This window comes from Vibrio ulleungensis, from assembly GCF_016900875.1.
GTDB classification, from domain to species: Bacteria; Pseudomonadota; Gammaproteobacteria; order Enterobacterales; family Vibrionaceae; genus Vibrio; species Vibrio ulleungensis.
Genome location: NZ_JAFEUM010000003.1, coordinates 430,294 through 455,381, shown reverse-complemented (window position 1 = coordinate 455,381; position 25,088 = coordinate 430,294). Strand labels below are relative to the sequence as shown.

Genomic DNA, 25,088 nt, shown 5'->3' with positions numbered 1-25,088 from the left:
ACAGATAAAAAGGATACAGACCATGATCACCCTGCACACCAACTTTGGTGACATCAAAATTGACCTATACGAAGACAAAGCGCCTGAAACAGCAGCAAACTTCCTTCAGTATTGTAAAGATGGTTTTTACGACAACACTCTTTTCCACCGTGTGATTGATGGTTTTATGGTTCAAGGTGGTGGCATGACTTCTGGACTAAAAGAAAAGTCGAGCCGTGCGCCTATTAAAAATGAAGCAAACAACGGTTTAAGCAATAAAGTCGGCACGCTAGCAATGGCGCGTACTATGGAGCCGCACTCTGCTAGCTCTCAGTTCTTTATCAACGTGAATAACAACACCTTCCTAGACTTCACCTCAGAAAGCCTTGACGGTTGGGGATACTGTGTCTTTGGAGAGGTAGCTGACGAAGAAAGCATGCAAGTCGTGAACAAAATTAAAGGTGTAAGCACTGGCACTATGGGCATGCACCAAGATGTTCCTCTTGAGGAAGTTGTAATCACTGGTTCTACTGTCGAATAAGACACCTAAAGCAACACTGAATCAAGGGCAAGCAATTACGCTTGCCCTCCTTCTACTTATAGCGGCGCACCAATGAAAACCTACTTTATTTCCGACCTCCACTTGTGTGAAACCCGCCGTGGGATCACAACCAGCTTTTTGGAGCTACTGGCCAATTTAGACCCAAAAGAAACCGATGCGCTGTATATACTTGGTGACCTATTTGAGTTTTGGGTTGGCGATGACTACAACACCCCATTTAATCTACAAATTAAGAACGCCCTTAAGGACGCTGTCGATAGAGGGACTGATATCTACTTGGTCAAAGGCAATCGCGACTTTTTAGTGGGTAAACGTTTTGCTAAACAAACTGGGGTGACCTTGCTTGGCGACGAGACGGTGATCGACCTGTACGGTGTACCTACTCTGATATTGCATGGCGATACACTCTGTACTGACGATGTGAAATACCAAGAATTTCGTCAAAAGGTCAACCAACCATGGTTGCAATGGGTGTTCAATCATTTACCGCTTTCACTTAGACTAAAAATAGTGTCTAAGGTTAAAGGGCAAGCGCGAAATGATAAGCAGGACAAGCAGCTCGATATCATGGACGTCAATCAACACGCTGTCGTTGACGCCTTTAATCGTCAACAAGTGACGCACATGATCCACGGACATACGCACCGACCAGACTTACACACGGTGGAACTAACCAATCAAATTGGCGAGCGTCGAGTTCTTGGCGACTGGCATAGCCATAATTTCGTACTGCGTGTTACGGCAAGCGATCACAGCGTGATAAAAGAGCCTATTGTCGAGCCCAAATAATTTGCGTTATTTGTAGACAAGCTGCTGACATTTTTACAGAACCATGTACAATAAAAAAATCACTTGAATTTGATTTTACGCAGTTTTGACTTTTTCTTACGTCGCTCGACAACCGATACTCAATTCTAAACGTCAGACTTTTGGCTATGAATTGCTTTATCGTGATGGGCCGAAAAACACTTTCCCAGAAATTGAGCCCGAAAAAGCGACCAGCCGACTGTTATCAGACAATTTTTTTGACTCCAATAGTTCTCTGTTGGAAAGCAAATTAGCTTTTGTAAACTTCCCACAACAGAGCATCATCAACCTTGTTCCAGGCTTATTCCCTAAAGAACAAATTGTCATCGAGATCCTAGAAGAAAGTGAGCCAAACGATCAACTGTTCGATGCGGTTAAGTATCTCTACAATCAAGGCTATAGATTCGCTCTTGATGATTTTCAACCTTCGCTAAGATGGAAACGATTTTTACCTTTTGTGTGGATCATCAAGTTTGATATTCGCCTCATTCCAGTAGAGAAAGCGCAAATTTTCATAGATAGCATGCGCGGTTATGATATTCACTTCTTAGCCGAAAAAGTCGAAACCTACGAAGAGTTTGAGCAAGCCAAACAAGCTGGATTTGAACTTTATCAAGGGTATTTTTTCAGCCGACCAGAGATGTTGCAAAAGAAAGCGATAGAACCGACGTTCCTCACTATTGTGCAGCTTTTGAAAGAAGTTTCTAAGCGCAGCATCAACTACACTTATGTCGAATCGCTTATCACCCAAGATCTTAGCTTAAGCTATAAACTGCTTAAATTCGTAAACTCTTCTGCGTTAATAAGCAACGAAATTAAATCATTTCGTCAGGCATTGGCATATTTAGGAGAAGATCGACTGCGACGTTTTATTTCCTTAGTTGCAATAGCCAGTACCAATAACAATAAACCCAGTTCGTTATATGGTCTATCGCTACAACGTGCTCGTTTTGCTGAGCTATTGGTAGTTCATGGGCAAAACCAAGTTGACCACAGTAAGGCGTTTTTGACCGGTATGTTTTCTGTGCTCGATTCTCTGCTAGATAGACCGTTACCAGAATTACTCAATGATATTCCACTCGATCCGGACATTAAGCTTGCTCTTAATAAACGTGAAGGCCCTCTAGGTACCATGATTAACCTGATTGAAGCCTATGAACAAGCCGACTGGACAACGGTACAACAGATCTCCGATTGTTGTGGGGTCGCACAACCCTTTATCGGTGAGTGTTATGAGCAGTCTATGCAATGGTCAAATCAGGTGAAACGATCTAATAAATCCAGCGGATAATTGTTACACTAACGCGACAGACACCTTCACTAATTAGACTGATGCATAATACACATTGCCCCTGTAAAAGCGGTCTGGCTTACGCCAACTGCTGTCAACCTATCCACATCAATCACTCGGCCGCTGATACGCCCGAGAAACTGATGAGAAGCCGTTACAGTGCGCACTACTTAAAACTTGTCGACTATGTTGTTGCCACCTATCATCCAGACTGCAACGCCGAACAACAAAGAGAGCAAATAGCTGAATCTGTATCGTTAGATTGGTGCCATCTCGATGTCATTTCTAGCGCTATGAGCCCTCAAGATAGCTCAGTTGGCTTTGTAGAGTTTCGTGCCCAGTACATAGAAAACGATACGCTCTATAGTATGCAAGAACTGTCACGTTTTATCTTTCATGACGGATTATGGTTTTATAGAGATGGCACTTTTGATGATCATGTTCAGCTTGCACCAGTCAAAATCAAACGCAATGACCAGTGCCCTTGCCAAAGCGGTAAAAAATATAAAAAGTGTTGCGGGTAGATCGTTGGTTAAAGCCTTACTAAGGTTATCAACATCGTTATTGCCAAACCAATAAAAAACGCACCACTAATTTTATGCAATAAACCCATGTCAATCTTGGATAGCCAGCGGCGACCCGCATAAATTCCAAGTGCGGATGTGCCTATCAACGCTATGGTTGCGCCTATCCACACACCATACATATTATGGGTGGTCGAGAGTGTGACCACTGCCAATTGCGTTTTATCGCCTAGCTCCGCAACAAATAACAATAAGAATGTATTGATGAATAACCGGCGCGAAGAAACTTGAGAGATTTCTTCATCATCGTCCTCTTCGGCACCGAAGAAGCTGGTTAACCCAAAATAGGCAAATGCAGCAGCCGCCACTATAGTGATCCAAAACTCAGAAAACCAATTCCCCAAGGAAACACCAAGGGCAACGGCGACTAAATTGAGTATTGAAAACGCGCATACAGCCGCGATCAGTATCGGTTTACTTCGATGTTTAGCAGCCAGCGCCATACAAACCAACTGACTCTTGTCACCCATTTCAGCTAAAAATATCGCCCAAAACGTCAACATGGCAGAGCTAAACAAAAGTGAAGATTCGTGCATTTTGGATCTCAAATAGCGGTTTGACTAAAGGGGGTTTACGCAAGCATCAAGCAATACATCGAAGCGAGAAGCGCCTCAGTTAACTGAGCAATAATAAATATACAGAAGTTAGCTGTTTCTGTTTAGCCATAGCGCCATGCAATCGAACTCCTTTACCGCATCTTTGCGTATATACTCTATCTTGGATTTTCGCTCGGTGTTGTCTTGATGCACTTTTTCTAGAGAATCTGCAGATACGCCAAAGAAGCGACCTCGAGTGATCATATTTTGGTATATGTTGCGTTGTTCGAAGTGCCAATTAGTGGTTTCGTTGGAGAGATAATAGTTAAGAGATCGATCGCTACAGACATAGTGTTGCTCATAGCGCTTGACAGCATCTCGACCATCTTGCGTTGCCACGAAATAGCCCACGCCAGCCAGCGCGATGAATGCAATTAATACTCTTACCATTTTTTTCATTTACCTTTCCTACTGTCCCCTTTGCTCTTTTGGACTTTGTTCAAAACATCCGCTCCGAATTTCGCGTTGCAATAATATGCATAAACAGGGGATTCTTTTTCCCGCGTAGTAGAACTCAAAAAAGGCACAAACGCCAGCGTTTGTGCCTTTATATCTTAAAAATTTGAACGTTATTGATGACGCTCTTTTAACTTATCAATTACCGTGCTCAGAGACATCTCTTGATCTTGCAGCAGTACCAGTAAGTGATAAATAAGATCTGCAGACTCACACACTAATTCCGCCTTGTCGCCCGACGTTGCCGCAAGCGCGACTTCAACACCTTCTTCGCCCACTTTCTGCGAAATACGTTTTGTGCCACGCCCATAGAGGCTGGCGGTATAGGAAGACTCTGGGTCGGCATGTTTACGCTCAGCAAGCAATTGTTCAAGTTGATGAAGCCACACCATTTGTGACTCAGTTTGTGGATCTCCATCCCAACAGGTAGTGGTCCCAGTGTGGCATGTTGGCCCAATGGGGTTCACTTTTACCAATAAGGTATCGTTATCGCAATCAAGCGACATATTGACCAACTTCAACACGTTTCCTGAGGTTTCGCCTTTGGTCCAAAGGCGCTGCTTAGTTCGAGAAAAAAAGGTTACTTGCCCTGTTTCAGAGGTTTTATCCAGTGCTTCTGGATTCATATACCCCATCATTAATACCTGACTAGATTCAAAGTCTTGAACAATTGCAGGCACCAAACCATCGACTTTCTCCCAATCGACACGCTCGGCTATTGGCAACGCTGTGCTCATAATCGCACCTCAATAGTTTGTTGTTTCAAATACTGTTTTAACTCACCAATGTTGATCACTTGCTTGTGAAAAACCGATGCAGCAAGCGCACCATCAACATTGGTTTTTTGATAGGCTTCAGCAAAGTGCTCCATTGCACCCGCGCCTCCAGAGGCAATAAGGGGCACATGGCATACTTCTCTTACCATGTTCAACTGTTCAATATCGTAGCCTTGGCGAACACCGTCTTGGTTCATCATATTCAATACAATTTCACCGGCTCCACGCTTTTGGACCTCTTGAACCCAGTCACGTGTTTCCCATGATGTTGCCTTGGTGCGCGCTTCATCACCTGTAAATTGATAGACCTGATATTTACCCGTCGCTTTATCAAAATAGGAGTCAATACCAACAACAATGCACTGCACGCCAAATTTATCCGCCAACTCAGTGATTAACTCTGGATTTGCGAGCGCTGGTGAATTGATAGAGACTTTGTCTGCGCCAAACTCAAGTATGCGCGCGGCATCTTCAGCCGATTTGATACCACCAGCTACGCAAAAAGGAATATCAATGACTTCTGCGACGCGAGCGACCCAGCTTTTATCTACCACGCGACCATCACTGGAAGCAGTAATATCATAAAACACTAGCTCATCAGCGCCTTCTTCAGCGTAACGCTGCGCAAGAGGAACTATATCACCGATGATTTCATGATTTCGAAACTGAACGCCCTTAACCACCTGCCCATCACGGACATCGAGACAAGGTATTATTCGCTTTGCCAACATGCAAAAGCCTCCTCTGCGGTGAATTTGCCGTCAAGCAACGCTCTTCCCACGATGACACCAGCAACACCACTGCCTTTAAGCGCAGCGATATCATCTAGAGAGCCGATGCCACCTGAAGACTGGAACGCAACCTGTGGGTACTGTTTACACAAATCAATGTAAAGCTCTACGTTTGAGCCTTGCAAGGTGCCATCACGAGAAATATCGGTACACAAAACGTGTTTAAGACCGACCGTGAGGTAATCATCGATCAACGCCTCAATGGTGACCCCAGAGTCTTCTTGCCACCCAGAGATCGCAACATTTCGCACACCTTGGTCATCGATGTTGATGTCCAGCGCCAATACGATCTTCTCTGCGCCGTACTTTTCCATCCAAGACTTAACTAACTCCGGCTGTTTTACCGCCGTTGAGCCTACAACAACGCGTTGAGCGCCTGCCTCTAGCAAATCAACCACGTCTTGCTCTGTGCGCACTCCGCCACCAATTTGAATGCTGGCTGGTGTACTCGCGAGTAACGTTGCAATAAGGTCAAGTTGTCTTGCCTTAGTGTCTTTTGCCCCTGTTAGGTCAACAAGGTGCAGCCAATTGGCGCCGGCTTGATGGTATAAATTAAACTGTTCGGCTGGATCAACCTTGTATTCTGTGACTTGGCCATAGTCCCCTTGAAAGAGTCGAACGACCTGTCCTTCTATCAAATCTAATGCAGGAATAATCACTGTCTGTCCTTATAACTCTAAAAAGTTTCGAATGAGCTGAGCGCCAGCTTTAGATGAGCGCTCTGGGTGAAATTGAACACCGTAATAGTTACCACTTTGAATGGCAGCACTAAAGCCGTGTCCATAGTCGCACTGTGCGATGGTGTACTCACCAACTGGCATGCCAAAGCTGTGTACAAAGTAGAAGTATTCACCCTCTTCAATGTCTCTAAACAGCGGATGACCTTCATTGGCTTTCACTGTGTTCCAGCCCATATGTGGCAACGGCAGATCGCCCGTTTGAAGTAAACTCACTTCCCCTTCACACAAGCCCAAACACTCGACTGTTTCACTGGCTTTGTGGCCTTTTTCTTGAGAAAGTTTGCCTAGCAGTTGCATACCTAAGCAAATCCCCAACAGCGGTTTTTCAACTTGTTTCACTAAGGTGATCAGGTTTCGCTCTTCTAGGTTCTTCATTGCTTCGCTGGCTGTACCCACACCCGGTAGAAACAGCTTATCCGCGCCCAGAACAACGTCAGGATCTTTTGATATAGTCACCTCGTAGCCAAGGCGCTGAATAGCAAATTTGACCGACGAAACATTGGCACAACCGGTGTCGATGATCACCACTTTTTGATCCAACATGCTCATCTCCTACAGTACGCCTTTGCTCGATGGTAATTCATTTCCTTCGACTTTAATTGCTTGGCGAAGCGTTCTACCAAAGGCTTTAAACAAGCTCTCAATGATGTGGTGGTCATTGTGCCCTGCAGAGCTTAAATGTAGGGTACACGCCATGGTATCGGTTAATGAACGGAAGAAGTGAACCACCATTTCAGTCGACAAATCACCAACCTGTTCACGATCAAAAGTGGCGTCAAATTTAAGATAAGGTCTACCCGATAAATCTAACGCACACTGCGCCAGACATTCATCCATTGGTAGACTAAACCCAAAACGGCCGATGCCACGCTTGTCACCTAACGCTTCTTTTAGTGCTTGGCCCAACGCCAGTGCGGTATCTTCTACCGTGTGGTGGTCATCAATATGCAGATCCCCTTCCACTACGCAGCGCATTTGGAAACCGCCGTGGGTGGCGATTTGATCCAACATATGGTCAAAGAAGCCTAGTCCAGTCGTAATGGTGTTACCGCCTTGCTCATCAAGGTTGACACTGACTTTAATGTCCGTTTCTTTGGTGGTGCGAACCACAGAAGCAGTACGCGACTTTACCGTTAAGTCTTTAAGGATCTTCGCCCAACCCATGGTTTGTGGGTTGTATTGGATTCCCTGAATTGCCATGTTCTCTGCCAATTGTAAATCGGTGGCACGATCGCCAATTACCACAGAATGGGCAAAGTCGACTTTGCCACCTTGAAGATACTCTTTCACCATACCCAGTTTTGGCTTACGGCATGAGCAATTGTCTTCTTCAAAGTGAGGGCAAATCAGCACGTCATCAAACTTCACTCCTTGTGATGTGAAGATATCCATCATCATATTATGAGGCGCGTCGAAATCCTGCTGGGGGTAGCTGTCGGTACCAAGGCCATCTTGGTTGGTGACCATGACTAAGCGATAGCCTGCATCTTGAAGCGCAAGCAAACTTGGGATCACCAGAGGTTCAAATTTGAGTTTATCGAGACGGTCGACCTGAAAATCTACCGGTGGCTCTTCAATAAGAGTGCCATCACGGTCGATAAACAAGATTTTTTGCTGTGTTGTCACGGTTACGTCCTTTTAATTGCTGCCAGTTATAAAGCACTATGCTCTATTTGGCGTAATACTGTTGAATAAATTCTAATGTCACCCGGCACTCTTGCTCTGAGCCAATACTGATCCTCACGCAATCCTGTATCGGTGAATTACGTAAAATAATGCCACTGTCCCATGCTGCTTTAAACAGTGCATCGCCGTCCGGAAATTGGACCAATAAGTAATTGCCCCACCCCTCAAAAACCGTCAATTGAGCATTTTCAGCAAGCTCATTTGCTAGCCAAGCTCGGTTTTTATTGAGTGTATCGACTTGTTGTTTTGCTTGAGAAAGATTGGTGAGTGCTTGTGTCGCAATTTGAGCGACAGGGATCGGCACAGGGTATGGTGCAATCACTTTGAGCAATACATTGATTAACTCAGGGTTAGCCAGCGTAAAACCGCAACGCAGTCCTGCAAGTGCAAACGCCTTTGATAGCGTGCGTAAAATCGCCAAGTTTGGGTACTGGTCAAGTAAATCAACCGTGGACGCCTCTGGACAAAAATCGATATACGCTTCATCCATAACCACTATAGCGCGGTCTTTGGTCATCTCAAGCAAGCGAATGATATCGTCGCGATTGACTAGGTTTCCTGTAGGGTTGTTTGGCGAGCAGACAAAGACAAGTTTTACCCCATCCAGATTTTTTTCGATGCCATCAATGTCCAGTTGCCAAGCGTCTGTAAGGGGTACCGTTTTACGCTCTACGCCAATTGTCTCTGCACTTATGGCGTACATACCGTAAGTAGGTGGACAGTAGAGAATACTGTCTGTTCCTGGCTCGCAATAGGCGCGTATCAATAATTCTATCCCTTCGTCTGCGCCTCGAGACGTAAGCACTCTTTCAGGCGTTACACCTGCATAAGCAGCATAGGCATTTATCAACTCTGCAGGTTGGCATTCACTGTAGCGATTCAGCGCATCACTATCGATAACATAGGCGTTGTTAAAAGGCGATTCGTTGGCGTTTAACCAGACATCACCACTGCCACCAATACGACGCGCAGATAAGTACGGTGTAAGAGCTTGAACCGTTGGGCGAGCAAGTTTTTCCATTATTGCTCCCCTTCTCTCGCTTGTAGTTTTTCTACGCGGATAGTAACTGCGCGTTTGTGCGCGTCCAAACCTTCCGCCTCTGCCATTGTGACGACTGTTGGGGCAAGATTCATCAGTCCATCAGCAGACAGTTCTTGAACGGTCATACGTTTAGAAAAATCCGCTAGCCCTAAACTTGAGTAGGTACGAGTGTATCCGTAGGTCGGCAGTACGTGATTGGTACCAGAGGCGTAATCACCCGCTGACTCTGGAGACCAGTCACCCAAGAAAATAGAGCCTGCATTATCTAACAGCGGCAACAGCTCGCGAGGATTTTTGGTTTGCACGATAAGGTGCTCTGGACCGTAATAGTTAGAAATAGAGACTGCTTGTGTCAGGGACTCAGCAACAATGATCAAACTCGACCCTAGCGCTTGCTGAGCAATCTCTTTGCGCGAAAGCTCGGCCAGTTGGCGATTCACTGCATCGATCACTCGATCTGCGACTACCGGAGACGGTGTGACCAGCACAACTTGTGAGTCGGGGCCGTGCTCAGCTTGGCTTAATAGATCCGCGGCTATAAAATCGGCGTCAGCGGTCTCATCCGCTAGGACCAACACTTCAGAAGGACCCGCAGGCATATCAATGGCTGCACCTTTAAAGTCATTACTGACTTGTCTTTTTGCTTCTGTCACATAGGCATTGCCTGGACCAAAGATTTTGTCCACCTTTGCAATAGTTTCTGTTCCGTATGCCATGGCCGCGACCGCTTGTGCTCCGCCGACGTTATACACTTCATCGATGTTACACAGTTTTGCCACATAAAGAATTTCGTCTGCGATCGGCGGTGGTGAACACAACACCACTTTTTGACACCCTGCAATTTGTGCAGGAACGCCTAGCATTAACACGGTAGACGGCAATGGTGCGCTGCCGCCTGGAATATAAAGACCCACTTTCTGAATCGGACGTGTTACTTGTTCGCACACAACCCCTGGCTGCGTTTCAACGCGTAGCGGTTGTGGCTTTTGTGCAGTATGAAAGGTTGCGATGTTTGAGTATGCCTGCTCAAGCGCCGCTTTCATTTCTTCTGATAGTCGTTCACAAGCCGCGTCAATTTGCGCGTTGCTGACACGGATAGTATCGGGAGAGGTTTTATCAAACTTCTCAGTAAGAGCAGTAACCGCTTTGTCGCCATCGGCTCTCACTTCTGCAATGACATCACTCACCGCAGCGGTAATATTTGCACCTTCTGCGATGGCGGGGCGCTCTAAAGCGCTCTCCTGCTGTGATTCACTTAACGATTGCCAAACCACACTTCTCATTGTTCTTACCCCATCATTTTTTCAATTGGCAACACCAGAATAGAACTAGCGCCTAGCTCTTTAAGCTGTTCCATGGTTTCCCAAAACAGATTCTCGGTGCTGACAAGATGGATTGCTACTTTGTCTTTATCGGTTGAAAGTGGCAGTACAGTTGGATCTTCTGCGCCGGGCAGAAGCGCTTTAACTTGCTCAAGTTGGGCAACGGGTGCGTGAAGCATGATGTATTTTGATTCTTTAGCCTGTTGTACACCTTGCATGCGTGTCAGCAGCTTTTCAATCAGTGCGATTTTGTCTGCATCGAACTCACCGTCACGTTTGATCAGCGTTGCTTTTGATTGGAAGATGACTTCACACTCTTTTAGACCATTGGCTTCCAGTGTTGCGCCAGTAGACACCAAATCTGCAATTGCATCGGCAAGGCCCGCACGCGGCGCCACTTCGACTGAACCAGTCAGCATACAGGTTGAGAATGGAACGCCGACTTGATCCATGTAGGCTTTGAGTAGCTGTGGGTAAGTCGTTGCAATACGTTTGCCTGCGAGGTCTTGTGGGCCGTTATATTCGGTATCCTTGTCAATCGCGATAGACAGGCGACATCCACCAAAGTCGAGGCGGCGAAGTGGAGTGAACGAACAAGGCTCACCTTGTGCTTTACGCTCCAGTCGCACCTCTTCTAATTCGTTCTCACCGATAAAACCGAGATCCACAACCCCATCCATAATGAGACCTGGAATATCGTCATCACGGACAAGAAGCAAATCAATTGGCATATTTTCTGAGTGTACGACTAAACGCTCGCCCATGACGGTAAACTTCACACCGCACTTTTTGAGTAGCTCTTGGCACTCTTTACTAAGACGGCCTTTTTTCTGAATAGCGATTCGTAAACGTTGTGTTTGCATTGCAGTTTCCCTGTGCCCAATATTTGATACTGATTAATCGTTAAAAATTAAAAAACCCTCGGAAGAGTGGTCTCCCGAGGGTTTGAATCTGTTGATCAAAATCGTCCTCCGGGAGTGTATCTCCCGGGTATGCGAACATCTCCCGAAAGATTACCTTGGGTGATGGTGATGATGGTGGTTTAGACCGACAAATCGCATACTTATGTAGTTCCTATTTGATGATGACTTCACAGTAACTAAGCCGAATCCTATTTGCAATACCCTGCGCGATATTTTTTATCACAAATAAAACAAAGGGGCCACATAGGCCCCTTTTCGTCGGATTATTTGGTAATTACGCAGCGCGCATTTTAGCGCGTGACAAAAAGCCTAACACCGAACATGCGATAACGAACGCGACAGTCGCCACGCCAAAAGATAACCACGTCGATTGCGTAAAGCCTAGGGTGATAAAGCCAACACATGACACAATCGCTACAGTTACAGCGTAAGGTAACTGAGTGGCAACGTGATCAATATGGTTACAGCGAGCACCCGTCGAGGACAGTATGGTGGTATCTGAGATCGGAGAACAGTGATCACCAAAGACTGAGCCAGCCAATACTGCACCTAACATCGGTAGCATTAATGCTAGGTCAGTTGCGCCAGCAAGATCACCCGCGATCGGTAGCATGATGCCAAATGTTCCCCAAGAGGTACCGGTTGAAAATGCCATCAAGCCTGCCAACAGAAATAATATTACCGGTAGCAGTGCTGGTGAAATATTCCCTTCAACCAACGTTGATAAGTACTTACCAGTATTAAGGTCGCCAATTACGGTACCAATAGTCCATGCAAAAAATAGGATCAAAATAGCGCCAAACATTGCTTTCGCGCCTATCCATAGTGTTTTGCTAATGTCAGATGCAGAGAGTTTTTGACGAACAACAGTAAACAGAGCAAAGGCTAAACCTACAAGTCCACCATAAACGAGCGAGCGGCCCACGTCGGTATTTTCAAATGCACCAAGTAGGCTAAATGAAATACCGTCTGCTGCAAGCGCTTGTCCGCCTGTCATAATCATAAAGCCGACTGTAGCTACAATTAATGACACAATAGGAAGAATCAAGTCAGACACTCGTCCAAACTCACTCTCAGTGATGTCCAGTTCTTCGTTGATCTCATGAGAGCCTTCAACTTCAGAGTCACTTGCAAAACCAATACCCTGGCTGGCTTCAATCTCGTGCTTACGCATAGGTCCAACATCCAGTTTGAACCACGCGACCACGAACACGAGTAACAAAGCAAACACAGCATAGAAGTTCATTGGAACCAGTGCGATATACGCGCCTAATGCGGAGTACTCAGTCATTCCATGAGCGACCAAGATACCGCTGATGATGGTCATTATATATGCGCCCCAGCTTGATGCTGGCATAAGCACACACATAGGTGCCGCCGTTGAGTCGAGAATGTAGGCCAGTTTTGCACGAGAGACGTAAAAACGGTCAGTGACCGGGCGTGAAATCGCACCCACCGCTAAACTGTTAAAGTAATCATCAACAAAGATGAATACCCCAAGTGTAGCAGCCAGCAGTTTAGAGCCTCGTTTGCTCTTAACTCTAGACTGAGCCCAAATAGCAAAAGCTCGTGTACCGCCAGACAGAGTCAATAACGCTGTCATCATACCGAGCAGAAGTAGGAAGAAGACGATACTCATGTTCCATTCGTTTAAGCCACCCTCTTCAATGACAACGCCTTTTGCACTGCTAAAGACGTATCCTAGGGTACTACCGAATGAGTAATTGTTTAGTAAAAATGCACCGAGTACGATGCCTACACCGAGTGATAATAAAACTCGACGAGTAATTATAGCTAGTGCCAACGCAACCATTGGTGGCAACAGAGAAAAAGCAGACGCAGAAAAATCAACTAAATTCATGACCTTCATTAACCAAATTGGATAAGAGATCTACTGCAGTAAAGATAAGAAAAGAAACATAAGGGGGTTTTCTTAACCTACAGTAGCGCTCCATAGTGAATCAACAGCTTCAATCAGTTTAGATGAGATTGAAACCTTTACTATGGCAGTGTTGTCACTTTCGCAAACAACCCCAGCATCATGGCTTGATACTCCATGATACTTCGGCGACACATCCTTTTTAATCAAGTTACAGCGGCATCACCCTACTTGAAAATACTGATATGTATCGCGCCTCTACTTCACTTACGATAACTTTACGTGCTAGAAACAAACTAACAACATATAATATCGCTTTGTGGTTTAGATTTGGCGCATTCTAATGAAATTTTCCTTAATGGCAAGAAAATTCTCCACTTTTACGCTGTAAAACAATAGGACAGATATTAAACATATTAGTTTCATATATAAGGATATTAATTAATCAGCGTCAATTAACGTAAATTATCAGTCTATTACTTTTAACTAATATAAAGTTTTGATATATTTCGGCTAATACATTACAAAACAAATAAAAAGGGTTCATAAATGTCTGACTTGACCAAAACACTTTTAAATATTCGTAGCCTGCGCGCATTTTCTCGTGAATTGACTCTAGAGCAATTAGAAGAAGCTCTGGATAAATTGACTATTGTTGTTGAAGAGCGTAAATCTGCTGAAGAAGAAGAACTAGCTGCTAAAGCAGAGCGTGAAGCCAAACTTAAATCTTACGCTGAGCAAATTGCTCAAGATGGAATTGATGTTGAAGAATTAATTGCTGCGCTTGCTGGTGAAGGCACAACTAAACCTAAACAAAAGCGTGCACCTCGCCCAGCTAAATACAAATATACTGATGAAAACGGCGAAGAAAAAACTTGGACTGGTCAAGGCCGTACGCCTAAAGGTATTCAAGCTAAACTAGATGCCGGTGCTTCTCTTGATGACTTCCTAATCTAAGAAGTGTCAAAAATAAAAAAGGGAGCTTAAGCTCCCTTTTTTATTTATACCGTATTTCGTTATCGTTCCCAATACGCTTCTTCTAAACTGTCTTCTCGCTCTGGTAACCCTTTTGACAGTCGAGGCGAATGCTGTGCTAATACTTCAAAACTGGCGCGGTTCGCATATTTACACACTTGTGAGAATGACGAATAAGTAAGAAACTCGCGCTGGTGTTTACTTGAATTAGGCACGTTCTGCTTATGGTATCGATTGGCGGCTAAATCGTGTAGCAGTGCCGACAGTGCCGCGTCACCTGCGCCATTGGTATTCTTGATTTTTTCTGGTCCACCCATATAAGGCGCAATGTGGGAATACACCTTTATTGGATCGCTACACTGTTGTTTGGTCGCAGGTCGGCTAAATTCATATAGATTAAATTCAGGGATCGTTCCTGGTAATAATGGTAATGAGGTTTCTCTTTTAACACTATTATCCGTATAGCCGGCCATAAATAAACCAATCGGTCCTGCAGTACATAATACTAAATCAACCCACTCTAACGCTTTATCTGCTGCTAATAATGGATCGGATTCACCGGTCAATGCTAGGCCTTCCTCTTCATTCATTGCAACGACAGTAACATGTTCCGATAAAAATTCCTGCCAAAATTCTACGTCACCTTCTATGACATATTTAGTTCCAAGCGTTAATACTACAGGAACGTCGTATTTTTTTGCGTATTCGATAGCTTGCATTGTCGCCTTTGGCATTGGGTCGCCATCTTGGCAGCGTACCAAATAAGAGGTAATAACAAGCGCTGCGGCTTTTTCAAATATAGACTCAGGAATACTGCTGCTATTTAGCTGGTTCATTCGCCCTTCATTAATTGCGAAGGTTCGTTCACCATTATCACTAATTAACGTAAAACAGCGCCCAATAGGGCCTTGTACACCCTGTAAATAATTAAGATCGACACGACTTGAGGTATTACAAAGATAACGATAGCCATAACTACCGATTTTAATATCTTCGCTCATTACACCCAAAAGAATAGATTTGTCATCGGCAAGCACTGAAAAGTTATGCAAAGTATTGCCTATAGTGCCCCCTGCAAATTCATTGGTAACGAGATCATTATCTTTAAGTTCGTTATACAACGCTTCGGCTTTTGCATCGTCAATCACCAATGAATGGCCTTTACTGAGTGCGTAACGTTCAATGAAGTCATCGGAAACGCGTGCTTCGATGTCAACCAATGTTTGGTCAATACCAACGATGTATGAGCCTTTGTTTTTGGCCGATACAATTGAGGACGTTATCAACGGGTCTCGTTTATTAACGGGAAAATAGTGTTTTGACTTACGTTGGCCGGGAAATTTCATATCGATTTATTGGATGACATTTTGGGTGCGCTGATAGTAACCATAGCTCAATTTATTCTCAACGGCACCGAGCAAAGCAAACGTTTGCCAGATAAAAAAAAATGAAAACCAAAAAAAAGTGCCGCTAAACAGCGGCACTTTTAAGTCTCAATTAGGCTTTTTCAGCCTTTGGCTTTTTACGTTTGTCAGTGATTTCCCACTTGCCGTCGATATACAATCCGGTCCAACCCGATGGCTTACCATCGATTTCAGAGCGAATGTAGTTCTCCTTCGATTTACGGCTAAATCGAACAACAGCCGGGCGTCCATCCGGATCTTGAGTAGGAGCATCAGCCAAGTAGTGGAACTTAGGCGAGATGCGCTCTTTATACTTCGCTAACTCCTCCACTAGAGGAGCTCTTGTCTCTCTCGATTTAGGGAAGTTACTTGCCGCCATAAATAGCCCAGATGCACCATCACGCAGAACAAAGTACGCGTCCGAGTTTTCACACGGCAACTCAGGGAAATGGACTGGGTCTTCTTTCGGTGGAGCAACTTCGCCATTGCGCAAAATTTTACGAGTGTTCTTACACTCCTCATTGCTACAACCCATGTACTTACCAAAGCGGCCGTTTTTCAGCACCATGTCGGAGCCACATTTGTCGCACTCTACGACTGGGCCGTCATAGCCTTTTACTTTAAACTCGCCTTTTTCAACCACAAAGCCTTCACAGTTAGGATTATTACCACACACATGAAGTTTGCGCTTGTCATCGATAAGGTAGCCATCCATTGCCGTTTCACACACTGGACAACGTTTTTTCGCACGTAGAGCAGCGGTTTCAACGTCTTCTTCAAGAACGTTTACAATGCCTTCTTCATCACCAAGGTTAATTGTGGTTTTGCAACGCTCTTTTGGTGGTAGTGCATAGCCAGTACAGCCTAAGAATACTCCCGTAGACGCTGTGCGAATTCCCATAGGACGCGAACAGGTTGGACATTCAATGTCGGTAACCACAATATGGTTTGGCTTCATACCGCCTGCATCTTCTTCAAGCTCCGCGGTTTGCAGGTCGTGGGTGAAGTCACTGAAGAAGTTATCAAGAACGTTCTTCCAATTGGCATCGCCTTCAGCGATCTGATCCAATTTTTGTTCCATACGAGCGGTGAAGTCGTAGTTCATCAGATCGTCGAAGCTATCGCCTAGACGATCGGTAACGATTTCACCCATTTTCTCTGCGTAGAAGCGACGCTGTTCAACTTTTACATAGCCACGATCTTGAATGGTAGAGATGATTGACGCGTACGTCGAAGGTCGACCGATACCGCGTTTTTCGAGCTCTTTAACCAATGCCGCTTCGGTGAAACGTGCCGGTGGCTTAGTAAAGTGTTGTTTAGGATCGAGGCTATTAAGCGACAACGTGTCACCCAATTGTACTGCCGGAAGAATTTGATCTTCATTTTTACCCAGTGGACGCTGAACTCGTGTCCAACCGTCGAATTTCAAAATACGACCTTTCGCTTTCAACGTGTACTCAGCGGCTTTTACACTCACCGTGGTTGAATCGTATTTGGCCGGTGTCATTTGACAAGCAACAAACTGGTTCCAAATAAGGCTATACAATTTATGCGCGTCAGCTTCCATTGCCTTAAGGTCGTCAGCTTTCACTTCAACACTTGATGGACGAATAGCTTCGTGCGCCTCTTGCGCACCTTCTTTGCTACCATAAACCGTTGGTTTTGCAGGAAGGTAAGCATCGCCATATTCTGTAGAGATATAGTCTCGCAGCGACTCAACAGCATCTTTACTCAAGTTGGTTGAGTCAGTACGCATATAGGTAATGTAACCCGCTTCATACAAACGCTGCGCCAACATCATTGTTTTCTTTACGCCGTAACCCAGTCGAGTACTCGCGGCCTGTTGCAGCGTTGAAGTGATGTACGGTGCTGAAGGTTTGCTGGATGTTGGGCGATCTTCACGTTTGCACACTTCAAACTTAGCCGTTTTAAGGGCCGCCACGGCTTCTTCAGCCTGTTGCTGATTGGTTGGTTTAAACGACGTATCGTTCTTTTGCGCCACCAACAGCTTAAAGTTCTCTTTTGACTGAGTCAGTGTATCTGCATGAATGTCCCAAAACTCTTCTGGGATAAACGCTTTAATGGCGCGCTCGCGCTCAACCAGCAGTTTAACAGCAACAGATTGAACTCGACCCGCCGACAATCCACGCGCTACTTTTTTCCATAGCAGCGGAGACACCATGAATCCAACAACGCGGTCCATGAAGCGACGAGCTTGCTGAGCATTGACGCCGTCTATATTAAGTTCACCCGGTTCATCAAACGCCGCGGTAATAGCGTTTTTGGTGATTTCGTTAAACACCACGCGACGATAACGTGATTCATCACCACCAATAATTTCTCGCAAGTGCCAAGCAATAGCCTCTCCCTCGCGATCCAAATCGGTTGCGAGATAGACGTAATCAGCGTCTTTGGCTAATTTTTGTAGCTCTGCGACAACTTTTTCTTTGCCTGGTAAAATCTGATAGTTTGCATCCCAGCCATCATAAGGGTTAATTCCCATTTTTTTGATTAGCGCTTTGCGATCTTTCTCTTTTTTAAGCTTCGCTTTTTCCTCAGGACTTAATCCCTTGGTGGAGACGGCTGCCGCTTTTTTACCTGTAGATTGTCCTGCAGTTGGAAGATCACGAACGTGTCCAACACTGGATTTAACAACAAAGTCTTTACCAAGATATTTATTTATGGTTTTGGCTTTGGCAGGTGACTCTACAATTACAAGTGATTTGCCCATAACGACAAGTGGTCCTCACGATGACTAAACTATGGCAACGGGTGTTGCTTCTATTTTTACTATCGAGCGAGAATTACAGAAATTCAACCCATTTTTGAAAAGAAAATTAAACCGTATGACTGACGCCCTACAAATGGAGTTGAAAATTTTCACGCTATATCAATGGCTCGCATACTAATCGCAACCGAATGTCAAGGTCAACAGAATCTGGATTAGACCCACCAATTTATGAAGTTAGGCCCACTATATTAACTCTTATGCACAGATTTCCATCACACAAGCTATTGAGTCTTCTTTAGTGGCAAAGTAGACTTTCGGCTCATCTGCTTGACTAAATAATGTGAATTCCCATGAGCCAAAGAAAAGCCATTAGCCAATTTGAACTGCTTCTAATTGCCAATCAAATCATCCAAGATCATGACAACTATATAGATGGTATGCGTGCAACTTCGGTAGAAGAAAAAGACGATGTTTTGGTATTTAAAGGCGAGTATTTTTTAGACGATGGACTCCCAACAACCAACACCCCAGCAGCCTTTAATATGTTTAAATATTTGGCGCATCATCTATCTAAAGAGTTTACTTTAAATTAGTCGCCCTGCGGCTTCACGCCGAGGGCGAACAATGCCGCCTTCTCTTATTACTGGCTCAAACCTTTTAGTTTGTCAAAGTAATCGGGGAAGGTTTTAGATGTGCACCCTGGATCGTTGATGGTCACTTTGGTGTCGCTCAGCGCAACCAACGAAAAACACATGGCAATACGATGATCGTCATAAGTATCTATTGCTGCGTGGGTTAACTGTTCTGGTGGGGTGATTTCGATAAAGTCCTCTCCTTCCACCACCGAGGCGCCTACTTTACGTAGCTCTGTCGCCATCGCGGCTAATCTATCTGTTTCCTTCACGCGCCAGTTGTACACGTTACGTATTGCCGTTGTACCTTGCGCAAATAACGCTGCAGTCGCGATTGTCATCGCTGCATCGGGAATATGGTTAAAATCGAGATCCACCGCGCGAAGCTCACCACGGCTTGACGCAATATAATCGTCGCCCCACTCAATCTGTGCACCCATTTTTTCTAGTGCATCTGCAAATTGAATATCGCCTTGAATACTGTTTTTGCCAATACCCGTGACTTTTATAGTGCCACCTTTAATCGCAGCCGCTGCAAGAAAATAAGACGCTGATGAGGCGTCCCCTTCAACCAAGAATGTACCGGGTGATTGGTATGTCTGATTGCCCTTCACTACGAATTTTTGATAGTTGTGGTTAGCCACTTCAACACCAAATTGGCTCATAATATGCAGTGTAATATCGATATAAGGCTTAGAAACAAGATCGCCTTCAATGGTGATTTCTGTATCACCAGAGGCCATTGGAGCCGCCATCAAATAAGCAGTTAGAAACTGGCTTGAAATTGAACCATCAATCGATACTTTACCACCCGATAACTGACCGGCATGAATTTTTAGCGGTGGGTAGTTAGGGTTTTCCAAGTATTCGACATCGGCACCACTTTGCTTAAGTGCATCCACCAAATGACCAATTGGGCGCTCTTTCATACGCGGCTCACCGGTGAGCACATACTCACCCTGCCCCATACACAATGCAGCGGCTAGTGGTCGCATCGCTGTACCAGCATTTCCTAAAAACAGCTCCAAAGGTTGTTCCGTGTTAAACACTCCGCCCAAACCTTGAACGGTGCACTCTGTCTTACAGTCAGAGAGCTGGTAAGAAACGCCAAGTGACGTCAGTGCATTCAACATATGTCGTATGTCATCACTGTCGAGTAAATTGGTTAATTTGGTTTCGCCCTTTGCCATTGCCGCTAGCAAAAGTGCGCGGTTCGACACGCTTTTTGAGCCCGGTAAATTGACGACACCGTCAACCTTTGCAATCGGTGTCAACGTCAAACTTTCCATCGATTTTGGTATCCTTTAGCTAAATGTTATAGTTTCGAGACTAACGAAAAATATTCGTAATAACCAGCAATAACCGCGCATTTTGTTTGAATTATTATGCGTTGGCCTCTCGTCGAGGTCGAAAGGCTCTCGCTGCTACTTTTTAAGTTAATCGATGTAAGTGAATTATGGGACTCCAACTTCCAAGCCTGCACCCTGACCAGCTCTATTTCCCACCCGTTGACAGCGCATTACATGATCCAGACGGACTATTGGCCTATGGAGGCGACTTGAGCGTCGAAAGATTGAGGTGTGCATACCAACGCGGTATTTTTCCGTGGTTTTCTCCCGGGGAACCAATATTGTGGTGGTCACCCACTAACCGTGCAGTGATCAGCAAAAGTTCTTTTCACCTTTCTAAATCCATGCGCAAGACACTACGAAAATCCAAATTTACTGTAAGCATCAACCGAGCGACGGAGTCGGTCATCAAATTGTGCGCTGAAACGCGCTCTGTTGAAGAAACCTGGATCACCCAAGAGATGGTTAATGCCTATATCGAACTAGCACACCACAAGCTTTGCCACAGCGTGGAGGTGTGGAAAAAGGACAAGCTCGTAGGTGGGTTGTACGGTGTTGCTATCGGCAAAGTGTTCTGTGGCGAATCAATGTTTAGCTTAGAGGATAATGCCTCCAAAACCGCGATGTCAGTCTTCCAGCACCATTTTTTTAACAACGGTGGCACATTGATTGATTGTCAGCTAGAGAACCCTCACTTGACCACCTTGGGCGCAATGGTGATCTCAAGAGAAGAGTTTTTGACTAAACTTACCAGTAACGGAAGTCCTATGCCCACCAGTTTTTACGGTGCACAAGTACTGACCAATCCATGGAGTTTAGGATGACATCAGAATTGAAGCAGATTCAAATTGGTTACACAGAAAACCATCCTTGTAGTTATCTCGAGAACCAACTTGAGAGAATAGCCATCGCCATGGACGACTCTATGCACAACAATGCAGGCTATGAAGTGTTACTCGCCAATGGGTTTAGGCGATCGGGTAAAACCATCTACATGCCGCATTGCGACCAATGCCAAGAGTGCCAGGCTATCCGAATACCTGTCAAAGATTTTGTTCCCTCACGTAGCCAAAAAAGGTTACTCAATAAAGCAAAACATTTGCAACTGGTGGTTGCGCGTAAACTCGATGAGCAATGGTTTACACTTTATGAACGCTATATCGAAGCCAAACATCCTACGGGTAGCATGTACCCAGCCAACCAAAGAAACTTTGAACAATTCATTGAAAGCCATGGGATCTCTACACGCTTTTTACACATATACGATGATAAAGAGCTCATTGCCGTCGCAGTAACCGACACATTAAGTAAAAGTGCCAGTGCATTTTACACATTTTATCAACCAAATTACGCCATTTCACTAGGCACTTTATCGGTTCTCTTGCAGATTAAATATTGCAATATCAAAGAGTTAGATTGGCTATACCTAGGTTACCAAATCGATGCTTGTCAGGCGATGAACTATAAAGTTAAATTCAATCCTCATCAAAGGCTAGTAAATCGTCGTTGGCAAGGGTAAAATACCGCCCAAATTAGGGCTAAATTCAGTAAGCGTGCCCTATCTGCCAATTATTTATAGAGGATTCAATGGCTAAAGAAGACGTAATCGAGATGCAAGGCACTGTTCTTGACACTCTACCAAACACTATGTTTCGTGTTGAACTAGAAAACGGTCACGTTGTGACAGCACATATCTCTGGCAAAATGCGTAAAAACTACATCCGCATCCTGACTGGCGATAAGGTAACTGTTGAAATGACACCTTACGATCTTTCTAAAGGTCGCATCGTCTTCCGCGCTCGTTAATATCGACGCAAGCTTTAAAGAAAAAACGGAGCCAATGGCTCCGTTTTTTCTTTTCTAGAAGATGCTAATTAGCGAGTAAAGTGCTCCTTAATGGAACACTTCTTCTTCCGTGTCAGCGTAGTTAAACTTCAACTCGTCTTCAACGAGTTCAACAGACACCGCACCGCCATTTACTAAACGACCGAATAACAGCTCGTTAGCCAAAGGCTTCTTGAGGTTCTCTTGTATAACACGAGACATAGGACGAGCGCCCATTGTCTTATCGTAGCCTTTGATGGCCAACCAATGCCGAGCTTCAGGAGTCACTTCCATCGACACACCACGCGAATCAAGCTGCGCTTGAAGTTCCACTATAAACTTATCAACAACCTGATGTATCACCTCTTCGTCCAAGGCATTGAACCAGATAATGTTATCGAGTCTGTTTCTAAATTCTGGTGTAAATACGCGTTTTATTTCTGCCATTGCGTCAGTGCTATTATCTTGTTGGATCAGACCAATAGATTTCTTCTCTGTTTCCGTTACACCGGCGTTTGTCGTCATTACTAGAATAACGTTGCGGAAGTCTGCCTTGCGGCCGTTATTATCGGTCAACGTACCATTATCCATCACCTGCAACAGCAAGTTAAAGATATCTGGGTGCGCTTTCTCAATTTCATCAAGCAGTACAACAGAGTGAGGGTGCTTAATAGCAGCATCGGTCAATAACCCACCCTGATCATACCCAACGTAACCAGGAGGCGCGCCAATCAATCGGCTCACGGAATGTCGCTCACCATATTCCGACATGTCAAAGCGCAGTAGCTCAATACCAAGCAGTTTAGCCAATTGCACAGTAACCTCTGTTTTACCTACCCCTGTTGGGCCAGCAAATAAGAATGAACCTACTGGTTTATTGTCTGCACCTAGGCCTGCACGAGTGAGCTTAATCGCTTCGCTCAGGGCATCAATAGCGTTATTTTGACCAAACACCAACATCTTCATTTTCTCGTCGAGATTTTGAAGAATGTCTTTATCTGAAGACGAGACCGATTTTTCTGGAATGCGCGCCATTTTAGCGACCATGGCTTCTATTTCAGAAACACCCACGGTTTTTTTACGACGACTTGCAGGGGTTAAACGGCTCTTCGCGCCTGCTTCATCTATTACGTCAATCGCCTTATCTGGTAGGTGACGCTCGTTGATGTACTTAGCAGACAGCTCTACCGCAGCTCGCAATGCTTTATTGGTGTAGCGAACTTCATGGTGAGCTTCGTATTTAGGCTTAAGGCCCATCAAAATCTTGGTAGTGTCGTCCACTGACGGCTCCACTACATCGATTTTCTGGAAGCGTCGAGACAGTGCACGCTCTTTTTCAAAAATCGTGCTGTACTCTTGGTAAGTCGTAGAACCAATACAACGCAACTTGCCGCTACTCAACAGTGGCTTAATAAGGTTGGCTGCATCGACTTGACCGCCCGAAGCGGCTCCGGCACCAATGATGGTGTGGATTTCATCGATAAACAGTACAGCATCATCTTCTTTCTCTAGCTGTTTCAAAATATTCTTGAAACGCTTTTCAAAGTCACCACGGTATTTGGTTCCCGCTAAAAGCGAGCCAATATCGAGCGAATAGATGACACTATTCTTAATCACGTCAGGAACTTGGCCTTCTACGATTCTCCAAGCAAGGCCTTCAGCAATCGCTGTTTTCCCTACGCCTGCCTCGCCGACTAATAGAGGGTTGTTCTTGCGGCGTCTGCATAAAACTTGAATAGTGCGTTCTAATTCTTGATCGCGTCCAATGAGCGGATCAATGTGTCCATTTTTGGCCACAATATTAAGGTTGGTTGCAAAATTTTCGAGCTTATCTTCGCCACCCACTTCTTCACTTGGAGCAGGGCCTTCTGATTTACCAAAAATGTCTCCGCTACTCGCGTCATTTGGTGACGACTTGGTAATGCCATGAGATATGAAGTTGACGATATCTAGGCGGCTGACTTCATTTTTCTTTAACAAGTAAGCGGCATGGCTTTCTTGTTCGCTAAAAATGGCCACTAGGACATTGGCACCGGTAACTTCGTTGCGGCCAGAAGATTGAACGTGAAATACTGCGCGCTGTAATACGCGTTGAAAACTGAGTGTTGGCTGAGTTTCTCGCGTTTCATCGTTTTCAGGAATCAAGGGGGTGGTCTGTTCAATGAACAGTTCAAGCTCTTGTTTAAGTAGATCAAGATTGGCTTGGCACGCTTTAAGCGCTTCTCTTGCGGAGTTATTATCTATAAGCGCGAGCAATAAATGCTCGACCGTCATAAACTCGTGGCGTTTATCACGCGCTCTAGCAAACGCTCCGTTTAGACTGGTTTCTAATTCTTTGTTCAACATAGTACCTCCCCAAAAACAAAACCATCGAATGGTGAGAAAGCTCAATGGTTATGTTTAAACAAACCTTACGCACGCTCCATTGTGCATAACAACGGGTGCTCATTTTCTTTTGCATACACCGTGACTTGAGCCACTTTGGTTTCTGCTACTTCTGCACTAAACACCCCACAACTTGCTTTGCCTTCGTAGTGTACTTGCAGCATCACTTGGTTGGCTTTATCAAGCTCCATTGCGAAAAACCGTTCTAAGATCTCGACAACGAAATCCATCGGTGTGTAGTCATCGTTATTGAGCATGACATGGTACATCGACGGTGGTGACAGTTCGGTCTTTTCCAACTCTAACAAATCCGAGTCGGGAGTGACCCATTCAAAGTGCTTACTCATTACTACGT

25 protein-coding genes, 1 riboswitch and 1 other annotated feature are annotated in these 25,088 nt (G+C 44.9%); of the genes, 9 read left to right on the top strand and 16 right to left on the bottom strand.

Features of this window, described 5'->3' with window-relative positions; translation table 11 throughout:
• Nucleotides 1–22 precede the first annotated feature (22 nt).
• The 4 genes from JQC93_RS10675 (at nt 23) to JQC93_RS10660 (ending at nt 3,163) form a co-directional block, all read left to right on the top strand.
• Entirely contained in the window at nt 23–520 is a 498-nt protein-coding gene (locus JQC93_RS10675) for a peptidylprolyl isomerase (protein WP_084885646.1), read from the top strand.
• 72 nt (nt 521–592) lie between these two features.
• Nucleotides 593–1,330 carry a UDP-2,3-diacylglucosamine diphosphatase gene (gene lpxH, locus JQC93_RS10670; protein WP_205158412.1) on the top strand — a complete coding sequence of 246 codons (738 nt, stop codon included), beginning with the start codon at nt 593–595 and terminating at the stop codon, nt 1,328–1,330.
• Nucleotides 1,331–1,415: 85 nt separating this feature from the next.
• On the top strand, nt 1,416–2,639 hold the full coding sequence (locus tag JQC93_RS10665; protein WP_205158411.1) for an EAL and HDOD domain-containing protein: 1,224 nt from the start codon (nt 1,416–1,418) through the stop codon (nt 2,637–2,639).
• A 41-nt stretch (nt 2,640–2,680) separates the two neighbouring features.
• Nucleotides 2,681–3,163, top strand: a complete 483-nt coding sequence (locus tag JQC93_RS10660) for a YchJ family metal-binding protein (RefSeq protein ID WP_205158410.1) — start codon at nt 2,681–2,683, stop codon at nt 3,161–3,163.
• Nucleotides 3,164–3,171: 8 nt separating this feature from the next.
• Here JQC93_RS10660 and JQC93_RS10655 read toward each other — a convergent pair whose 3' ends face one another.
• From JQC93_RS10655 to JQC93_RS10605, 11 genes are all read right to left on the bottom strand, one after another.
• Nucleotides 3,172–3,759, bottom strand: coding sequence for a TMEM165/GDT1 family protein (locus JQC93_RS10655; RefSeq protein WP_205158409.1), 588 nt, complete (start codon nt 3,757–3,759; stop codon nt 3,172–3,174).
• A gap of 108 nt (nt 3,760–3,867) precedes the next feature.
• A complete protein-coding gene (locus JQC93_RS10650; RefSeq protein ID WP_205158408.1) occupies nt 3,868–4,218 on the bottom strand; it encodes a hypothetical protein in 351 nt (116 codons plus the stop codon).
• 170 nt (nt 4,219–4,388) lie between these two features.
• Nucleotides 4,389–5,012 (bottom strand): bifunctional phosphoribosyl-AMP cyclohydrolase/phosphoribosyl-ATP diphosphatase HisIE, encoded by a 624-nt coding sequence (gene hisIE / locus JQC93_RS10645; RefSeq protein ID WP_205158407.1) that lies wholly within the window; start codon nt 5,010–5,012, stop codon nt 4,389–4,391.
• Nucleotides 5,009–5,782 (bottom strand): imidazole glycerol phosphate synthase subunit HisF, encoded by a 774-nt coding sequence (gene hisF / locus JQC93_RS10640; RefSeq protein WP_205158406.1) that lies wholly within the window; start codon nt 5,780–5,782, stop codon nt 5,009–5,011. Before hisF ends, hisIE begins: the two co-directional genes overlap by 4 nt.
• Nucleotides 5,764–6,501, bottom strand: coding sequence for a 1-(5-phosphoribosyl)-5-[(5-phosphoribosylamino)methylideneamino]imidazole-4-carboxamide isomerase (gene hisA / locus JQC93_RS10635; RefSeq protein WP_084885658.1), 738 nt, complete (start codon nt 6,499–6,501; stop codon nt 5,764–5,766). Before hisA ends, hisF begins: the two co-directional genes overlap by 19 nt.
• Nucleotides 6,502–6,510: 9 nt before the next feature.
• On the bottom strand, nt 6,511–7,125 hold the full coding sequence (gene hisH, locus JQC93_RS10630) for an imidazole glycerol phosphate synthase subunit HisH (protein WP_205158405.1): 615 nt from the start codon (nt 7,123–7,125) through the stop codon (nt 6,511–6,513).
• 9 nt (nt 7,126–7,134) lie between these two features.
• A complete protein-coding gene (gene hisB / locus JQC93_RS10625) occupies nt 7,135–8,208 on the bottom strand; it encodes a bifunctional histidinol-phosphatase/imidazoleglycerol-phosphate dehydratase HisB (protein WP_205158404.1) in 1,074 nt (357 codons plus the stop codon).
• A gap of 43 nt (nt 8,209–8,251) precedes the next feature.
• Nucleotides 8,252–9,289 (bottom strand): histidinol-phosphate transaminase, encoded by a 1,038-nt coding sequence (hisC, locus tag JQC93_RS10620; protein ID WP_205158403.1) that lies wholly within the window; start codon nt 9,287–9,289, stop codon nt 8,252–8,254.
• Nucleotides 9,289–10,593: a histidinol dehydrogenase gene (gene hisD / locus JQC93_RS10615; RefSeq protein ID WP_205158402.1), complete on the bottom strand. Its 1,305-nt coding sequence runs from the start codon at nt 10,591–10,593 to the stop codon at nt 9,289–9,291. Before hisD ends, hisC begins: the two co-directional genes overlap by 1 nt.
• A gap of 5 nt (nt 10,594–10,598) precedes the next feature.
• On the bottom strand, nt 10,599–11,495 hold the full coding sequence (gene hisG / locus JQC93_RS10610) for an ATP phosphoribosyltransferase (RefSeq protein ID WP_205158401.1): 897 nt from the start codon (nt 11,493–11,495) through the stop codon (nt 10,599–10,601).
• A 46-nt stretch (nt 11,496–11,541) separates the two neighbouring features.
• Nucleotides 11,542–11,670: a sequence feature (His leader region), on the bottom strand.
• Between the two features lie 159 nt (nt 11,671–11,829).
• Nucleotides 11,830–13,416 (bottom strand): Na+/H+ antiporter NhaC family protein, encoded by a 1,587-nt coding sequence (locus JQC93_RS10605; protein ID WP_205158400.1) that lies wholly within the window; start codon nt 13,414–13,416, stop codon nt 11,830–11,832.
• Between the two features lie 75 nt (nt 13,417–13,491).
• A riboswitch (Lysine riboswitch) is annotated at nt 13,492–13,703 on the bottom strand.
• 280 nt (nt 13,704–13,983) lie between these two features.
• Here JQC93_RS10605 and JQC93_RS10600 point away from each other — a divergent pair.
• Nucleotides 13,984–14,391, top strand: a complete 408-nt coding sequence (locus JQC93_RS10600; protein WP_205158399.1) for an H-NS family histone-like protein — start codon at nt 13,984–13,986, stop codon at nt 14,389–14,391.
• Between the two features lie 59 nt (nt 14,392–14,450).
• Here JQC93_RS10600 and JQC93_RS10595 read toward each other — a convergent pair whose 3' ends face one another.
• Both JQC93_RS10595 and topA read right to left on the bottom strand, forming a co-directional pair.
• A complete protein-coding gene (locus JQC93_RS10595) occupies nt 14,451–15,755 on the bottom strand; it encodes an inosine/guanosine kinase (protein ID WP_205158398.1) in 1,305 nt (434 codons plus the stop codon).
• A gap of 151 nt (nt 15,756–15,906) precedes the next feature.
• Nucleotides 15,907–18,543, bottom strand: a complete 2,637-nt coding sequence (gene topA, locus JQC93_RS10590; RefSeq protein WP_205158397.1) for a type I DNA topoisomerase — start codon at nt 18,541–18,543, stop codon at nt 15,907–15,909.
• 350 nt (nt 18,544–18,893) lie between these two features.
• Here topA and JQC93_RS10585 point away from each other — a divergent pair, with 350 nt between their 5' ends.
• On the top strand, nt 18,894–19,136 hold the full coding sequence (locus JQC93_RS10585) for a YciN family protein (protein ID WP_205158396.1): 243 nt from the start codon (nt 18,894–18,896) through the stop codon (nt 19,134–19,136).
• 47 nt (nt 19,137–19,183) lie between these two features.
• Here JQC93_RS10585 and aroA read toward each other — a convergent pair whose 3' ends face one another.
• Nucleotides 19,184–20,464, bottom strand: coding sequence for a 3-phosphoshikimate 1-carboxyvinyltransferase (aroA, locus tag JQC93_RS10580; protein WP_205158395.1), 1,281 nt, complete (start codon nt 20,462–20,464; stop codon nt 19,184–19,186).
• A 167-nt stretch (nt 20,465–20,631) separates the two neighbouring features.
• On the opposite strand from aroA, the gene aat reads away from it, so the two are divergent.
• From aat to infA, 3 genes are all read left to right on the top strand, one after another.
• Nucleotides 20,632–21,348, top strand: a complete 717-nt coding sequence (gene aat / locus JQC93_RS10575; RefSeq protein WP_205158394.1) for a leucyl/phenylalanyl-tRNA--protein transferase — start codon at nt 20,632–20,634, stop codon at nt 21,346–21,348.
• On the top strand, nt 21,345–22,043 hold the full coding sequence (locus tag JQC93_RS10570; protein ID WP_205158393.1) for an arginyltransferase: 699 nt from the start codon (nt 21,345–21,347) through the stop codon (nt 22,041–22,043). The genes aat and JQC93_RS10570 overlap by 4 nt, the downstream gene beginning before the upstream one ends.
• A 68-nt stretch (nt 22,044–22,111) precedes the next feature.
• Nucleotides 22,112–22,330 carry a translation initiation factor IF-1 gene (infA, locus tag JQC93_RS10565; RefSeq protein WP_001040192.1) on the top strand — a complete coding sequence of 73 codons (219 nt, stop codon included), beginning with the start codon at nt 22,112–22,114 and terminating at the stop codon, nt 22,328–22,330.
• Between the two features lie 87 nt (nt 22,331–22,417).
• Here infA and clpA read toward each other — a convergent pair whose 3' ends face one another.
• Together clpA and clpS are read right to left on the bottom strand one after the other, a co-directional pair.
• Nucleotides 22,418–24,694, bottom strand: coding sequence for an ATP-dependent Clp protease ATP-binding subunit ClpA (gene clpA, locus JQC93_RS10560; RefSeq protein WP_205158392.1), 2,277 nt, complete (start codon nt 24,692–24,694; stop codon nt 22,418–22,420).
• Nucleotides 24,695–24,759: 65 nt separating this feature from the next.
• A complete protein-coding gene (gene clpS, locus JQC93_RS10555; RefSeq protein ID WP_205158391.1) occupies nt 24,760–25,080 on the bottom strand; it encodes an ATP-dependent Clp protease adapter ClpS in 321 nt (106 codons plus the stop codon).
• Nucleotides 25,081–25,088: the final 8 nt, after the last annotated feature.

Excerpts from the sequence above, each read along its gene's own strand:
- JQC93_RS10675 (WP_084885646.1), top strand. The coding sequence starts at position 23 with ATGATCACCCTGCACACCAACTTTGGTGACATCAAAATTGACCTATAC.
- lpxH (WP_205158412.1), top strand. The coding sequence starts at position 593 with ATGAAAACCTACTTTATTTCCGACCTCCACTTGTGTGAAACCCGCCGT.
- JQC93_RS10660 (WP_205158410.1), top strand. The coding sequence starts at position 2,681 with ATGCATAATACACATTGCCCCTGTAAAAGCGGTCTGGCTTACGCCAAC.
- JQC93_RS10655 (WP_205158409.1), bottom strand. The coding sequence starts at position 3,759 with ATGCACGAATCTTCACTTTTGTTTAGCTCTGCCATGTTGACGTTTTGG.
- JQC93_RS10650 (WP_205158408.1), bottom strand. The coding sequence starts at position 4,218 with ATGAAAAAAATGGTAAGAGTATTAATTGCATTCATCGCGCTGGCTGGC.
- hisIE (WP_205158407.1), bottom strand. The coding sequence starts at position 5,012 with ATGAGCACAGCGTTGCCAATAGCCGAGCGTGTCGATTGGGAGAAAGTC.
- hisF (WP_205158406.1), bottom strand. The coding sequence starts at position 5,782 with ATGTTGGCAAAGCGAATAATACCTTGTCTCGATGTCCGTGATGGGCAG.
- hisH (WP_205158405.1), bottom strand. The coding sequence starts at position 7,125 with ATGTTGGATCAAAAAGTGGTGATCATCGACACCGGTTGTGCCAATGTT.
- hisC (WP_205158403.1), bottom strand. The coding sequence starts at position 9,289 with ATGGAAAAACTTGCTCGCCCAACGGTTCAAGCTCTTACACCGTACTTA.
- hisD (WP_205158402.1), bottom strand. The coding sequence starts at position 10,593 with ATGAGAAGTGTGGTTTGGCAATCGTTAAGTGAATCACAGCAGGAGAGC.
- hisG (WP_205158401.1), bottom strand. The coding sequence starts at position 11,495 with ATGCAAACACAACGTTTACGAATCGCTATTCAGAAAAAAGGCCGTCTT.
- JQC93_RS10605 (WP_205158400.1), bottom strand. The coding sequence starts at position 13,416 with ATGAATTTAGTTGATTTTTCTGCGTCTGCTTTTTCTCTGTTGCCACCA.
- JQC93_RS10600 (WP_205158399.1), top strand. The coding sequence starts at position 13,984 with ATGTCTGACTTGACCAAAACACTTTTAAATATTCGTAGCCTGCGCGCA.
- JQC93_RS10595 (WP_205158398.1), bottom strand. The coding sequence starts at position 15,755 with ATGAAATTTCCCGGCCAACGTAAGTCAAAACACTATTTTCCCGTTAAT.
- topA (WP_205158397.1), bottom strand. The coding sequence starts at position 18,543 with ATGGGCAAATCACTTGTAATTGTAGAGTCACCTGCCAAAGCCAAAACC.
- JQC93_RS10585 (WP_205158396.1), top strand. The coding sequence starts at position 18,894 with ATGAGCCAAAGAAAAGCCATTAGCCAATTTGAACTGCTTCTAATTGCC.
- aroA (WP_205158395.1), bottom strand. The coding sequence starts at position 20,464 with ATGGAAAGTTTGACGTTGACACCGATTGCAAAGGTTGACGGTGTCGTC.
- aat (WP_205158394.1), top strand. The coding sequence starts at position 20,632 with ATGGGACTCCAACTTCCAAGCCTGCACCCTGACCAGCTCTATTTCCCA.
- JQC93_RS10570 (WP_205158393.1), top strand. The coding sequence starts at position 21,345 with ATGACATCAGAATTGAAGCAGATTCAAATTGGTTACACAGAAAACCAT.
- infA (WP_001040192.1), top strand. The coding sequence starts at position 22,112 with ATGGCTAAAGAAGACGTAATCGAGATGCAAGGCACTGTTCTTGACACT.
- clpA (WP_205158392.1), bottom strand. The coding sequence starts at position 24,694 with ATGTTGAACAAAGAATTAGAAACCAGTCTAAACGGAGCGTTTGCTAGA.
- clpS (WP_205158391.1), bottom strand. The coding sequence starts at position 25,080 with ATGAGTAAGCACTTTGAATGGGTCACTCCCGACTCGGATTTGTTAGAG.